Source organism: Pseudoalteromonas sp. SWN166, from assembly GCF_015864485.1.
Lineage (GTDB): Bacteria > Pseudomonadota > Gammaproteobacteria > Enterobacterales > Alteromonadaceae > Pseudoalteromonas.
This window is the reverse complement of record NZ_JADYXB010000024.1, coordinates 19,143-33,400: the sequence shown is the minus strand read 5'-3', so window position 1 is coordinate 33,400 and position 14,258 is coordinate 19,143. Positions and strand designations below refer to the sequence as shown.

The window sequence follows — 14,258 nt, the reverse complement described above, 5'->3', positions numbered from 1 at the left end:
CAGTAAGAAAGTGTAATAAAGCATGTGCAAATGTGTATTTACACATGTTTTATTACGGGAGTTTACATCCAGCTGCGAGTATCTGACTCAATCTGCTTAATTGTAAAATCGATAATAAAGTCAGCGTCTTGCTGCTTTATATAAGGCATAAATGCAAAACCTGAAGCAAGCTGTATGTATAAGCTTTTTAAGCCTGATTTGCGCATTAAGTACGTACTTATACTGCGTGCACTTTGCGCTTTATAAAGTTCAAAAACACGGTAATGAACGCCAATCATGCCTTTGCGTACAACCATGTAAAATCGACCATTATCCTCATGCATGTAATAACCATAACGCTGATACGATAAGGTTACCAAACCAGAAAACACCACCAAAACGCCAAGGCTAATCAAAGTATTAATATCGGCAATAAAACAAAAACCAAACACCAATGCACTAGGTAACAGTGCATAAAAGCCTAAGTTTTTATACAAAAGCGCTCGCTCTGCGCGCTTAAAAGCGAGTTTTTTACTATTAAACCATGGGTAAATCCATTGGCATACACTATCAACTTGTTCGCTATTTAATACAGGTAACACTAAGGTTTGTTTATTTTGTTTAGCCGCAACACCTGCAACTAAACCACCGCTACTTGCTTGCAAACACTCCACCGTAAATCGCTTTAGTAATCGGCCCATTAAGTTTTGCTTTATAACAATAGATTGCACTTTATCCATGCTCATCGAAAGCTGATGGCGCTCTAACAAGCCTGCAATACGTTTAAATTTTTGACCTTTAAAATAAAGCTCAAAATTATAAAAACGAATAAGCGACATAGTCATAGATAACATAACGGCCACCAAAATTAATAAAACAATTAAGGTGATCATCGCAAAGGTAGCAGCACTTGCCAGCATGCCAAGCTCTTGCTCATAAAAGCCTTCTACTTTAGCAATAATTTGCTTCTCTAAAAAATCAACAATCAGGTTTATAAATGGCGCAAAAGCAGCGATTGCTAAAATAGCCATATTCGACATTAAACCAAATTTGGCGATTTCTTTATTGCTAATGCTTAGGCTGTTTTCAGTAGTGTCTGCTTCGCTTTGTTCAGTGCTTTGTATTTCTTCTTGTTGCTGCGCTTTAAAAGCAAAGATCTGTTTACGCATTTGCTGCGCGTAGTCTTTAGTGACACCAGGTAAAACAACTTCTTGTGACACACTGCCTGCAGCATCAAAAATACAATTAACTAAACTTACGGGAGTAAAATAAAATGGCTCGGCAATATTAACGTTTTGTACACGGCCAAATTTAAGCGTAAGTCGCTCTTTTTTAAATACGCCTTTATTAAGCAATATTTCGTTATCGCTACTAATACAAAACTTAAAATTTAAATAATATAAAAATGAGTAAACAAGCAACGAAATCAGCGCAATACCACCTGCAACCTGTGCCCAAAACAACTTATTTTCTACTTGAGTAACAAACACTACAAACATAGGCAGCAAGTTTAAAAGGCCATCTTTTACAAAACGCACACTAAAATGCACAACAAAATATAAAAGCGCCCAAGACGATACTTTTTGCCAATCATTTGAGCTAGTTTGCTCCTCAATAATACTATTACTCATCGACTAAAACCGCCTGAGGAGCCGTATCGTCTTGACGGTAGTTTTGTACAAATTGGCGCATATTTTTACAATCATCATGGGTTAACCCACTAATTTGCAAATCGGCACTTACGCCGCCTGCGCTAAATAATTTGATGCTCGCAAGGCTAAGCTTTCGCTCTATTGGCCCCTGATGTATTTCCATATGTTGTACTCGCGCTAAAGGCAATACCGTTACTTGTTGCCAAATAACCCCTTTTTTAAAAGCAATATCATGGTTTCGTACCGCAAAACCCTGCAGCCTTATGCTAACCATGTTGTACAACATGGAAACAGCTACTAAAACGGGCATACCAATTAGCAAGTAAGTTTGCGCACTCTCAGCAAAAGCTTCGTTAAAATAACAAACCGCAATAAGTACCCCAATTAACGGAATATAAAATGTAAGCCAGTTAAGCTGAGTATGTAATAAGGCCTTGTCAGCTAAAGGCTTAAAATTAATGGCGCTATGCGCTGGTAAATCCATTATTTGTTGATTGTTATACACAATTGCATCCTATCGGGATTATTAATTAGCCCAGCTAATGGTGGTTACTAATGTATGATTTTGCTTTGGCTCAAGCGTTACTTTATCTGTCAGTACATTAGCAGCCTCTAGGCAGAGCATTGTTTTATATTCATCATCAGCAAAATTAGATAATCGTTTTGATTTTTCTATCCATGGGTTCCACAGTACACACGAGTTTGAATTTTCACGGCTCACATTAATAACACCTTCTGGCGTATTAATTGTTTGTACTGCACTTGCTTGTGTATAAATCATGTCGGTTTCGCGCTCAAAACTTACAACGTCATTTTGCACAAATGGCCCTTCACTAAACTCAATATATTGCGCGCCTTGCAAACCATCAACATGGGTATTTGTAATGTCTGATGTAGGAAAATAGGTATGCAGCGCTTGAGTAAAGCTAAATGGCGTATTTCCTAAGTTAGTCGTAGTTAAGCGAACCTGTAACTTATCACTTAATATAAACTCCACTTTTAATGCTGACTGATGCGGCCAATACGTTGTATTAACGAGCTTCATAGGTAACTTTAAACTCACCGTAATTTGCTCATCAGATTCGTGTACTTCATCGGCTTGCCACACGCTTGTGCGCGCAAAACCATGAGCAGGCCACCCATCGTTAGCGTGTGTACCAAACCACGGCCAACAAACAGGAATACCACCTCGAATACTTGCCCCTTCTTGATAGGTTTCGTCTTGCGATACCCAAATAAGCGGCTCATTATTTTTAGGGGTAAATTGGGTAATTTGCCCACCTTGCAAGAATATTTTTGCATCGCACTTTGCACTAGCTACTTTAATAAACTCAAGACCGGTTTCGCTTTGTTCAATGCTAACTGATGGCGATAATTTCATACCCTTCCCTATAATACTGATACTAAAGATTTTTAATGTTTACATATAAACAATAATGCATGCTTAAAGTATACGCTATTGATATTAAATATTGATTGCTGAATTTGTTCATTGCCGATTAATATATATACAGTAAACTCACAAACAATTACTTTGTGCTAACAGCTGTAAATGAATAATACTAAAGTCTATACAATAAGACTTGCCAATTATTCACAACATACGTACTGTGCGCAACTTAATGCACACAAGATACTAAGAAAATTTACTAAAATTTAAACAACATAATTTTACATTAGTTACTGCTCTAACTATTAAAAACCAATAAAAGCGGCCTAAAGTACAATATATTGTTTGAATTCAATTTATTTGATGTGTAACATTTCGCGATTACGGCAAACTACCGCCCCATCGATGAGATAAGCAAATGCAAAAATATGACGAGTTATTGGTTTCTTTACGTAAAGTAATCCGCGCGATTGACTTACATTCTAAGCAGCTAAATAAAACTTCGGGTTTAACAGGGCCACAACTGCTTATAATGCAAGAAGTGCAAAAAACTGATGGAATAACGGCGAGCCGTATTGCTCAAAATGTAAATTTAAGCCCGGCAACAGTCACCAATATTCTCGACAGAATAGAAAGCAGAAACTTAGTAACACGCGTACGCAGTCAAATGGATAAACGCAGAGTGAGCTTATACCTCACCGAGAAAGGAAAAGAGTTACTTGATAAAGCACCTCAGCCATTGCAAGAACACTTTATTGAAAAGTTTTCTGCGCTTGCTGAGTGGGAACAGAGCCTTTTACTCTCATCAATGCAGCGTGTAGCCGCAATGATGGATGCAGATAAATTAGATGCATCGCCCCTTCTAGAAGTTGGTGCGCTTACTCAAGCTCCTAAAGAATAAACAATAAAAAAAACACATAGTTTTTGTACTTACTCTAAACGTAAGGCGTTTTTCGACGTCTTGAATTTTTTATTTTTTAATCAAAATCTGAGCGGCAATTATGACTAAACTCTCAAAATTAACACTAGCACTAGTATTAGGTGGTGTTACAAGTACTTCTTATGCGTCTGATGATCTAGACACATTACAAAGCCAACTTAAACAGCTTAAACAGCAAATGCAGTTGCTTGAAAATAAGTTAGTTGAAGAAAAAACAAAACAGCAACAAATTAACAAGCAACACGAACGACAAGTTGCAAACATCAGTAAAAAATCTGATCAAAAAGTGGTTGAAGTTGCCGCAGCTACACCAGAGAAAAAAGATGAAGGCATTAAAGTAGGTGGAGCAATACGCTTTAACTACAGCACCAATACATACGATGAAGATACCCAAGATCGCGGTGGCGATTTTGATTTTGATATTTTTCGTTTAAATGTGTCTGGCGAAATTAACGATATTTCACTAAACGGTGAAATACGTTTTTACGATTATATGACCGTTGTTAAGTACGCTTACTTAGGTTACGAGTTTGCAGATGGCTGGGAAGGACAAGCAGGTATTGCACCCGTGCCTTTTGGTAATGGCCCATACAACTCACACAGCTACTTTTTCAGTACTAACTATTACGTAGGCCTAGAGGACGACTTTGATTTAGGTGTAGTAGTAAAACGTAAACTTAAAGATAACTGGAAACTAGACCTAGGCTTTTTCAAAAATGACGAGCGTGGCGGAGTAGAAAGCTCAACAGATATTAACCATCGTTACTCTTACGACATTATTGGTAGCCGCTCAGCAGACGAAGACACATACGATGCACCAGGCTCTCGCATAGGCGAATACAATACGTTTGCAGGGCGTGCAACATATCAAATTGAGCACAGCAAAAACGTAACTACCGATGTGGGTGTATCACTATTAAGTGGTGGCTTACATGATGGTAACGATCGTGCAGGTAACTACGGTGCATGGGCACTTCATGTTGATAGCACAATTAACAACTGGAATATCCAATTTCAACACGGTGAATACGACTACGACCTAGACGACAGCAGCGACCGCTTTGTTGTTGGTGCTTATGCGTATTACGACACTGTATCTAGCGAAGCAACTATGACTAACTTTAACGTTGCTTATAATTACTCGCTTGATTGGGGCCCAGTTACCGACATTCAATTTTACAACGATTACGGCATTATTTATGACAAGTCTGACGATAGCGCAGATACATGGATGAACGTAACGGGTATGAGTGTTGCTGCAGGTGGTTTCTTTAGTTACTTCGACTTTATTCAAGCTCGTAACCAGCCGTTTATTGGCGGAACAGTTATTGGTGATGGCGATACAGAACGTCGCTTCAACATAAATATCGGTTACTACTTCTAAACTGCTAACCACATTTATTTTTTAAAAGGGCAAACTTAGTTTGCCCTTTTTTATTGATTTTAAGCTTCGAATTAATAGTTATTTAGCCTACAATTACAGATACCTGAGCACGCCTAAAAAGAGCCTAAGTGAATATAAAAACAGCCTTTATTTGTTATAAAAACTTATGGTTTAAAGCGCTTGGTTTGTTACTTGTTGCGCTTGGTATCATAGGTATTGTGCTGCCTGTTATGCCTACCACTATATTTTTTATTTTGGCGCTTACCTGCTTTACTCGCTCATCCCCCGCGCTTGAAAAGTGGCTGTTAAACCACCCGCGTTACGGTGTAACTCTGCAGCAATGGCAAGCCCACAAAGTAGTGCCCGTTAAAGCCAAATGCTACGCTGCTATTGGCATGCTAATAGGATTTATATTTTTACTTTATTCAGCCGCCCCTATTTGGGTTATTTACCTTGTTGCAGCAATAGAAATATCGGTAATGATTTACCTTATATTAAGACCTTCCAGCCCTCCTAAGCATTAAATATCCATTTTTTACCTGCATACCACCTTTATTTCAAAGTTTTTATGTAAAGATAAGCAAGTAAATTTGTAATAGCTAATGCAAATCATTATCATGTTGTAAATTTAATTTATTAACTGTTTTTATGTCGTTTATTAATAAGCGGGCTTTGTATAGTACAAGCCGTGCTCTACATATTTATATTTCTACAGCTTTGTTTTTTTTGCTTATTTTATTTTGCGTTAGCGGCATTGTGCTTAATCACGTCGATTGGCTTAAAAACGATAAAAATAACGGTCAAGTAACCGCAACGATTCCTGCAGAGCTAGTTACTAAAGCAAATGCACAGCTAAATACGTTGCCTACGCTATATCCTGAAATAGAAGCTTATTTAGCTAAGCAGTATTCACTTACAGAAGTAAAAAGTATTGAGTGGGAAAAAGAAGATGCACTTGTCATGCTCGACTACCCACTACCAGCGGGATTTGCCTACGCAGAGCTTGATTTTAAAACTGGCGAGCTAAACCTTGATTACCAAACAGGTGGCTTTTTAAGCCTTATTGGCGACTTACATAAAGGTCGTTACACCGGTGAGGTATGGAGTTGGGTAATTGATATATCGGCCGTATTAATGATTTTATTTGCCATTACCGGCATGATTATTTTATTTCAAAATAGAAAAAAACGCTTAGCAGGAATATGGATAACCTTACTAGGAGTCGCAACTCCACTGGTTATTTATTTATGTTGGGTTCCACAAATAAAAGGAGTGTCTTAATGGTTAAATTTAAATTATTTATAAGCGCCACGTTACTACTTGTAGCTGCGTTTTTTCAAACATCAGCGCATGCGCAAACACCACAGCTAGAGGTTGAATTAACGCTTCCCGACTTAGAAGTGCAACCGTATCACCGCCCATACGTTGCAGTTTGGCTTGAAACACCCGAGCGCAAACACGTTACAACGCTGGCACTTTGGGTGCAAAAAGCAGAGTGGTTTAAAGATTTACGCCAATGGTGGCGTAAAGCCGGTAAAAGCGATGCTAACTTTGACGGCATTAGCGGCGCAACCAAGCGCGCCGGTACTTACACTATAAATTGGCAAGGTAATGATTTAGACGGTAACCCAGTAAAACCAGGCAAATACTTACTAAATATTGAAGTTGTACGCGAAGAAGGCGGCAGAGATTACACCCGTGTTGAGCTTGATTTAACTAAATCAGGCAAGCTAACAATTGATGGTAAAAACGAGTTTTCTAAAAGCTTCGTCACTGTAAGCACTAAGTAACTGCTACTTAATCATTTAAATTTAAGGAAATACAATGAAAATTAATTTATTAAAAACGGCATTAATCGGCGCATTGAGCTTATCTGCTTTAGTGTCAACTTCGGCAAGTGCACACGGACGTTGGTTACTACCTTCGCACACGTCACTTTCTGGCGATAAAGCGCATTACGTGATGATTGACGCAAGTATTTCAAACGAAATGTTTGCACCAGACAAAGCCTTTAAACCTAAAGAAAAAGGCGCAGAGTACGACGATACGTTATTAATGGCACTTGCGCCTAATGGTGAGCCAGTAATCGACACCATTCGTGCTTATTACCTAAAGCGTAAAAGCTCAGCAGCGGTAAGCTTAACAGAGCAAGGTACTTACCATATTGCCATGACGCAAAAGCCAATGTACATGACCTTCTACAAAAATGAAGAAGGCAAACGCAAGCGCGTATTTGGTAAAAAAGCAGACGCTAAATTACCTAGCAATGCAAAAGATGTAACTACAACGAAGGTTGTTTCAACAGTAGATACATTTGTAAGCCGAAATGGCACCTCAAAGCCTGCACAGTTAGGTTTAGGCTTAGAGCTTAGCGGCCCAACGCATCCAAATGATTTATTTGTAGGTGAGCAAGCACGTTTTCAATTACTACAAGATGGTAAATCTGCTGGTGAAGGCATTGAAGTAAGTATTTTAAAAGGTGACACCCGTTACCGTAACGAACGTGGCGAAGTAAAAGTAACAACCGATAAAGATGGTATGTTTACAATTACGTGGAAAGAGCCAGGCCTATACCTAATCGAAACGTCTAACGATGTTGAAGTAAACGAAGAAGGTGTAGACGCAGGACGTTATGCATTATTTACAACGCTTGAAGTTGCCCCTGAATAATTTTAATTACTAAATTTAAAAAATTGAAAGGCCAAGCATTTGCTTGGCCTTTTTACGTCTTACTAACTTTTATCTAAAATCCTCTTGAATTCGCAACCATTCGACACAAGATTGCAACTACAACGATCCAAACGCCTATATCGTGCGTAAACAGTGGCTTCACTTGTTAACAACTTAGAATATCTTAGATAGTTTTTATCTTTGCACTAGGGTAGCCGCTTCTATATGATTCGCTCCTTTCGAATCATCAATAAGGGCTTGTTTATCTTTCGAGGTTGAATTTGCAGAAGTATGTTTGGCTTTTAGGCAAGACAGAGCCTATGTAGTGTGGTTATTCCCCATAAATAGGCGATAACGCAGCATAAATGCAAAACATGCGCTGCCTTTAGGTTCGTCCTAGGGGCGATTTACTCTTTGTTGCTCGGTTTTTACTTAGCCCACTAGGTTACAAATCTCGCGCCGCGATTAAATCGCCCCTAGCTAGAACAAATTTCAACCCTGAAAGGTCAACAAGCCCTAACAGTTCTTGGGGAACAATTAATGACTTTTAAGCGTTTATCTGCAAATAAACTCGCACTTAGCTTGGCCGTTACCACTGCTCTTAGCACACCTTATTCTATGGCTGTTGCCGCAGAGCAAGATAATCAAGCAGAAAAAAATATCGAAGTAATTTCGGTTACCGGTACTCGCAGAAGCCTACGCAGTATTGCCGAAAGTACGGTACCTGTAGATATTATTACCAGCGGTGATATGCAAAGTACCGGTCAGCTAGAAATAAGCCAAATACTAGCAAACCAAGTACCTAGCTTTAACTACCCAAGCGCGACTATGGGTGATGGTACTGACCATGCAAAACCTGCTGTTTTACGTGGATTAGCACCCGATCACACATTAGTGCTTATTAATGGTAAGCGCCGCCATGCCGGTGCGCTATTAAACTTAGCAGGTGTTGTTGGCCGAGGCTCTACAGCTGTTGATTTGAACATGATCCCAACCTCTGCAATTAAGCGTGTTGAAGTACTACGTGATGGCGCAGCCGCACAGTACGGCTCTGATGCAATTGCTGGCGTAATTAACATTGTACTTAAAGATGCCTCAGAAGGCGGTAGCGTAAGCGTAACGTACGGTAAATACGATACTCAAATGGCTGGTGTATCTCAGCTAGACAGCACCTACGCAGATGCAAACGGCGACTTAGCCTTTAATACCGGTGGCGACAGAGAAGTAAACGACGGTGCAACACGCACTGTTAGTGCAAACTCTGGCTTTTCGTTATCTGATAACGGCTTTGTAAACGTATCAATTGAGTACCGCGATAACGACTCAACTCAACGCTCTGGCTTTGACCCACGCGAACAATACAGCCGCCTTGATGATGGCAGCCTAGACCCACGCGAATTTACTATCGATCGTTACAACCACCGTTTTGGTAAAGCAGACCTTGAAGACTACGCTTTGTTTTACAACATGGGTTACGATTTAGATAACGGCTATAACCTTTACTCATTTGGTAGCTACTCAAAACGCGAAGGTAATTCAGGTGGTTTTTACCGCCGTGCAAAAGACAGCCGTAACGTTTTAGAAGTGTACCCAGATGGCTTTTTACCGCAAATTGAAACCGACGTACAAGACTACTCGTTTGCACTAGGCTTACAAGGTGAAACTAACGACTGGACATGGGATGTAAGTACCAACTACGGCCGTAACGACTTTGGCTTTGGCGTTGTAAATAGTATTAATACATCACTAGGTGCCGACAGCCCAACCGAATTTGACAACGGCGCACTGGTTTACGATCAGTTTTTAGTAAACGCAACGGCAAATACCACGCTTGATTTTGGCTTGCCAGATGACGTATTTTTTACCGTAGGTACTGAATACCGCCACGAAAGCTACAAAATAGAAGAAGGCGAAGAAGCGTCTTACATCACTGCTCTTGATAGCGACGGCAATCCAATTGCAGCCGGTGGCGCACAAGTACTAGCTGGTTTTGGACCAGAAAGCGCGACTGACGAAAGCCGTCATAACATCGCTTTATTTGTTGAGTTTGATACCTACTTAACAGAAAACTGGAACGTCGTTTTAGCCGGCCGTTATGAAGATTACAGCGACTTTGGTGACACATTTACCTCTAAACTTGCCTCGCGTTACAGCATTACTGAAAACCTATCGCTGCGCGGTGCAATTAGCACAGGTTTCCGTGCGCCATCATTAGCACAAAGCTCGTACCGCCAAATATCAACCGTACTTGAAAACAACCAACCATTTGAAGTTGGTCTATTCCCTACCGATTCAGCAGCAGCGCAAGCACTAGGTGCTCAACCATTAGATGCTGAAGAATCAGTAAACGTTACTGCAGGTTTTATTTACACTCAAGGCAGCTTTAGCTTAACTGTTGATGCATACCGCATTGATATTGATGACCGTATTGTATTGTCTGAAAACTTAGAAGGCGATGCAGTAGTAGAAATACTACAAAATGCCGGTGAGCTAAACACAGAAAGCGTACGTTACTTTACCAACGCTATCGACTCACGCACGCAAGGCGTAGATATAGTTGCCACTTATAACTTAGATTTAGACAACTTAGGTGATTTACGTTTAAACGTAGCCGCTAACTTTAACGATACCGAAGTAACGCACGTAAACGACAACCCTAGCGAGCTTAACTCACTAGGTGACGACTACGTAGTGTTTGCGCGTCGTGAAGTAGGTCGTTTTGAAGAAGGCACACCAGATAGCAAATGGAACCTATCGGCAGTGTGGAACTTTAACGAATGGCAAACTACGCTTCGAGCCACGCGCTACGGTGAAGTCGCTGATATTTCAACAACAGCCGATCGCGATGAATACCTAGACCCTAAGTGGATCACCGACCTAGAAGTAGCCTACCGCCCAGACGAATACTGGAAATTTGCCTTAGGCGCAAACAACCTGTTCGATCAGTACCCACAAGCAACTGTAGATAATATTGGCTACTCTGATTTTGGGCAAATATTCCCATACAGCCCCTATGCACCTTACGGACTAGACGGGCGTTTCTTGTACGGTAATATTACTTATAGCTTTTAATTAGCTCCCTAATAAAAGCTGAGCAATTATAAAAGGATGCATCGCGCATCCTTTTCATTAATAGTTAGTTATTTTAACCACTTATTAGTATTTCAACTTTCATAAAAAACCACCACCCTATATAAAACAACAACTTACATTCCGGCCTCATTTTTGCTCTATATTGTGTATATAAATACAAACAATAAATACCAAAGGACTAAACATGAGCTCATCAACTGTATCTAACATTACAAAACCTCTTTCACTTATTGGCGGCATTTTATTATTAAGTGGCTGTGTATTTCATATATCGCCAAGCGTTGCGTCAGTTAAGCAAACCAAACAGCTTTCACTGCCAAACAATAATCTAGAATACTTAAATGTGTTAAGCGGTGCAGGTAGCCTTGAAATAAAAGGCTCAAAAACGGCCACCAGCATTAGTGTTGATGCCACTATTTACACAGCCGACATTGAAGATGAGTACGAGCTAACGCTCGAGCAAGACGGTAAACAGGCAAAGCTTGTTGCCCAAAATAAAAGCAGTAATGGTATTAGCTTTTACAATGGCCAATCTCCACATATTGATTTAGTGGTTACTGTGCCAAGTAATCTCAATTTAGATATTGATGATGGCTCTGGCGATATGGTTATAAGTGCTATGCAGAGCAATATTGATGTAAAAGACGGCTCGGGTGATTTAACAATTAACGGTGCTAAAAACCTAACAATCGATGATGGCTCAGGTGAAGTAAACCTTGAAAACATCGCGGGTAATTTAGAGCTTACCGACGGCTCTGGCAGCATTCATATAAACAACGTAAGTGGTAATGCCATTATTGAAGATGGGTCGGGCGAAATGCACGTGAGCAACATAAGCGGCTCGCTAAGAGTTGAAGATGGATCAGGTGATATAGTAATAAGCCATATAAGCGGCGCTGTTAATGTTGATGATAACTCTGGCGACATGCTTATTGAGCATATTGGCTCAAGCGTTACTATTGAAGACGGGTCAGGCGATATTCGTGTTAATTATGCCAAAGGACTGACCATTACTGAGTCCGGCTCGGGCGATGTAAGTATCGATAATATTACCGGCTCTGTAAAAGTAGCTGATTAACAGTATGATCTAAAAATAACGTATTTTCAGCCACATGAATTATTGTATTTAATAAGAACCTAAGTCATTCTATTTATGCTCAAATACCTTGAGCATAAATAGAATGACTTAGGATAAACGCGTGTTAGAAATAGCTTTAATTTACTTAGCAGCAGCCATTGTCGCTGTCCCTATTGCAAAACGAGTCGGACTTGGCTCAGTGTTAGGTTATTTAATTGCCGGCATACTCATTGGCCCTTATGCGCTGGGTGTTGTGGGCGATCAAACCGATGTAATGCACTTCGCTGAATTTGGCGTAGTAATGATGCTGTTTTTAGTGGGCCTTGAACTACAACCGTCGCGTTTATGGAAGCTTCGCCACTCTATTTTAGGTCTTGGTGGCTTGCAGGTTGTGCTTACTGCCGCCGCTATTTTTGCATTTTGTTATTGGTTTTTTGCCATGCACTGGCAAACTGCACTCGCCATCGGTTTAATGCTGGCGCTCTCCTCTACCGCTATTGTGTTGCAAAGCCTTGAAGAAAAAGGCTGGCTAAAGCAAGAAGCCGGACAAAATGCATTCTCGGTTTTACTGTTTCAAGACATTGCGATTATTCCTATTTTAGCGCTACTGCCGCTACTGGCTTTTGCACCGCAAAGTAGCTCAAAAGACATTAGCGACTCCATTATTGCAGGCTGGCCTGTTTGGCAACAAGTAGGCGTATCGGCTGCGGTTATCGCTGCAATTATTGCCAGTGGTAAATACGTATCGGCCCCGTTATTTAGGTACATTGCACAAACCCACATGCGTGAAATATTTACTATTTTTGCGCTGTTTTTGGTTATTGCCATAGCGCTGGTTATGCAAAGCATTGGTTTATCGCCTGCACTAGGCACATTTTTAGCGGGCGTAGTCCTTGCCGAAAGTGAATTTAGACACGAGCTAGAAGCCGATATAGAACCCTTTAAAGGCCTACTTTTAGGGTTATTTTTTATAACAGTGGGCGCATCAATTAACTTTGAGTTATTAGCTGATGAATTTACGACTGTTATTGCACTCGTTGCCCTACTAATTGTTATAAAAGCCTGCATTTTGTTTGCCCTTGCCGTTACCTTTAATATTAGTAAAAAGCAGCGCTTGTTGTTTGCATTAGCCTTAGCACAAGGCGGCGAATTTGCCTTTGTACTATTAAGTGTAACCACTACATTAAGCATTTTAACGCCAGAACAAACCAGCCTAGTCACCTTGGTGGTGGCGGTATCAATGCTAATAGCGCCGTTACTACTTATGGTTTATGAGCAAATACAAAAACGCAGCAGCAGTGCCATGCCTGAGTTTGATAAGCCAGAACAAATAAGTACTGCTAAACATGTAATTATTGCGGGCTACGGACGTTTTGGGCAAATTATGGGGCGCTTACTGCACGCTCAAGGCTACGAAATTACCGTACTTGATCACAGCCCTAGCCAAATAGAATTACTGCGCCGTTTTGGCAATACCGTATTTTATGGCGATGCCGCACGCCAAGAACTACTTGAAGCCGCAGGCGCGCATACTGCGCAAATGCTAGTGGTGGCAATAGACGACCCCGATAAAACCATTGAGATAATTAAGCTCGCCCATAAAAACTACCCGCAGCTTAAAATTGTTGCTCGCGCAATCGACCGCCGCCACGCGTATCAATTACTTAATTTAAAAGTAGATGCGTTTAATCGCGAAACAGTCGACTCAGCAATTAACCTAGCGGTAGAGGCACTGGAGTTATTAGGTAATACTAAGCAAGATGCAGAGCGTGCAGGTAAACTGTTTAGAGACCACGACCGCGCTGCCGTAGTACAACTTGCTGCATTATGGGGCGACGACGCCACCTACGGCGTAGCAGTGCGCCAACGCATGGAAGATTTAAAACACGTACTACAACAAGATAAACAAGCACAAAGCGATTTAAATACCTGCGATAGCGGTGATTGCGAAGATGGCTTAACAGAAGTAGCGAGTAAACCTAAAAAGCCTGATGATGCTCATCTTGAGTAGTGTTAGGCGGTTGAGTTTGAATTCTTAGTGGTAAGATCCAAATAATAGGCAGCTACAAAGT

At 40.6% G+C, this 14,258-nt stretch carries 12 protein-coding genes; 9 read left to right on the top strand and 3 right to left on the bottom strand.

Translation table 11 applies throughout. From position 1 onward, the window contains the following. Window positions 1-62 precede the first annotated feature (62 nt). Genes I6F49_RS14145 through I6F49_RS14135 form a run of 3 tightly spaced genes read right to left on the bottom strand, consistent with a single transcriptional unit; the run spans window position 63 to window position 3,012 of the window. The gene (locus tag I6F49_RS14145; RefSeq protein WP_197181092.1) at window positions 63-1,610 is read right to left on the bottom strand and encodes a PH domain-containing protein; all 1,548 of its coding nucleotides are present in this window, start codon (window positions 1,608-1,610) and stop codon (window positions 63-65) included. Then, entirely contained in the window at window positions 1,603-2,136 is a 534-nt protein-coding gene (locus I6F49_RS14140; RefSeq protein WP_197181091.1) for a PH domain-containing protein, read from the bottom strand. Before I6F49_RS14140 ends, I6F49_RS14145 begins: the two co-directional genes overlap by 8 nt. 21 nt (window positions 2,137-2,157) lie before the next feature. Further along, entirely contained in the window at window positions 2,158-3,012 is an 855-nt protein-coding gene (locus tag I6F49_RS14135) for a D-hexose-6-phosphate mutarotase (RefSeq protein ID WP_197181090.1), read from the bottom strand. Window positions 3,013-3,439: 427 nt separating this feature from the next. Between I6F49_RS14135 and I6F49_RS14130 the strand changes: the two genes are divergently transcribed. The 9 genes from I6F49_RS14130 (at window position 3,440) to I6F49_RS14090 (ending at window position 14,197) form a co-directional block, all read left to right on the top strand. Next, a complete protein-coding gene (locus tag I6F49_RS14130; protein ID WP_197181089.1) occupies window positions 3,440-3,922 on the top strand; it encodes a MarR family winged helix-turn-helix transcriptional regulator in 483 nt (160 codons plus the stop codon). Window positions 3,923-4,022: 100 nt separating this feature from the next. After that, on the top strand, window positions 4,023-5,345 hold the full coding sequence (locus I6F49_RS14125; RefSeq protein ID WP_197181088.1) for a carbohydrate porin: 1,323 nt from the start codon (window positions 4,023-4,025) through the stop codon (window positions 5,343-5,345). 128 nt (window positions 5,346-5,473) lie between these two features. Continuing rightward, entirely contained in the window at window positions 5,474-5,869 is a 396-nt protein-coding gene (locus I6F49_RS14120; protein ID WP_197181087.1) for a YbaN family protein, read from the top strand. Between the two features lie 124 nt (window positions 5,870-5,993). Continuing rightward, window positions 5,994-6,626 (top strand): PepSY-associated TM helix domain-containing protein, encoded by a 633-nt coding sequence (locus tag I6F49_RS14115; protein WP_197181086.1) that lies wholly within the window; start codon window positions 5,994-5,996, stop codon window positions 6,624-6,626. After that, entirely contained in the window at window positions 6,626-7,135 is a 510-nt protein-coding gene (locus I6F49_RS14110; protein ID WP_197181085.1) for a DUF2271 domain-containing protein, read from the top strand. Before I6F49_RS14115 ends, I6F49_RS14110 begins: the two co-directional genes overlap by 1 nt. A 34-nt stretch (window positions 7,136-7,169) precedes the next feature. Next, a complete protein-coding gene (locus tag I6F49_RS14105; protein WP_197181084.1) occupies window positions 7,170-8,015 on the top strand; it encodes a DUF4198 domain-containing protein in 846 nt (281 codons plus the stop codon). Between the two features lie 540 nt (window positions 8,016-8,555). Continuing rightward, entirely contained in the window at window positions 8,556-11,087 is a 2,532-nt protein-coding gene (locus tag I6F49_RS14100) for a TonB-dependent receptor plug domain-containing protein (protein ID WP_197181083.1), read from the top strand. A 205-nt stretch (window positions 11,088-11,292) separates the two neighbouring features. Then, on the top strand, window positions 11,293-12,186 hold the full coding sequence (locus tag I6F49_RS14095) for a hypothetical protein (protein WP_197181082.1): 894 nt from the start codon (window positions 11,293-11,295) through the stop codon (window positions 12,184-12,186). Between the two features lie 121 nt (window positions 12,187-12,307). Beyond that, complete coding sequence (locus tag I6F49_RS14090; RefSeq protein ID WP_197181081.1) at window positions 12,308-14,197, top strand: monovalent cation:proton antiporter-2 (CPA2) family protein; 1,890 nt, start codon at window positions 12,308-12,310, stop codon at window positions 14,195-14,197. The last annotated feature ends 61 nt before the right edge of the window (window positions 14,198-14,258 follow it).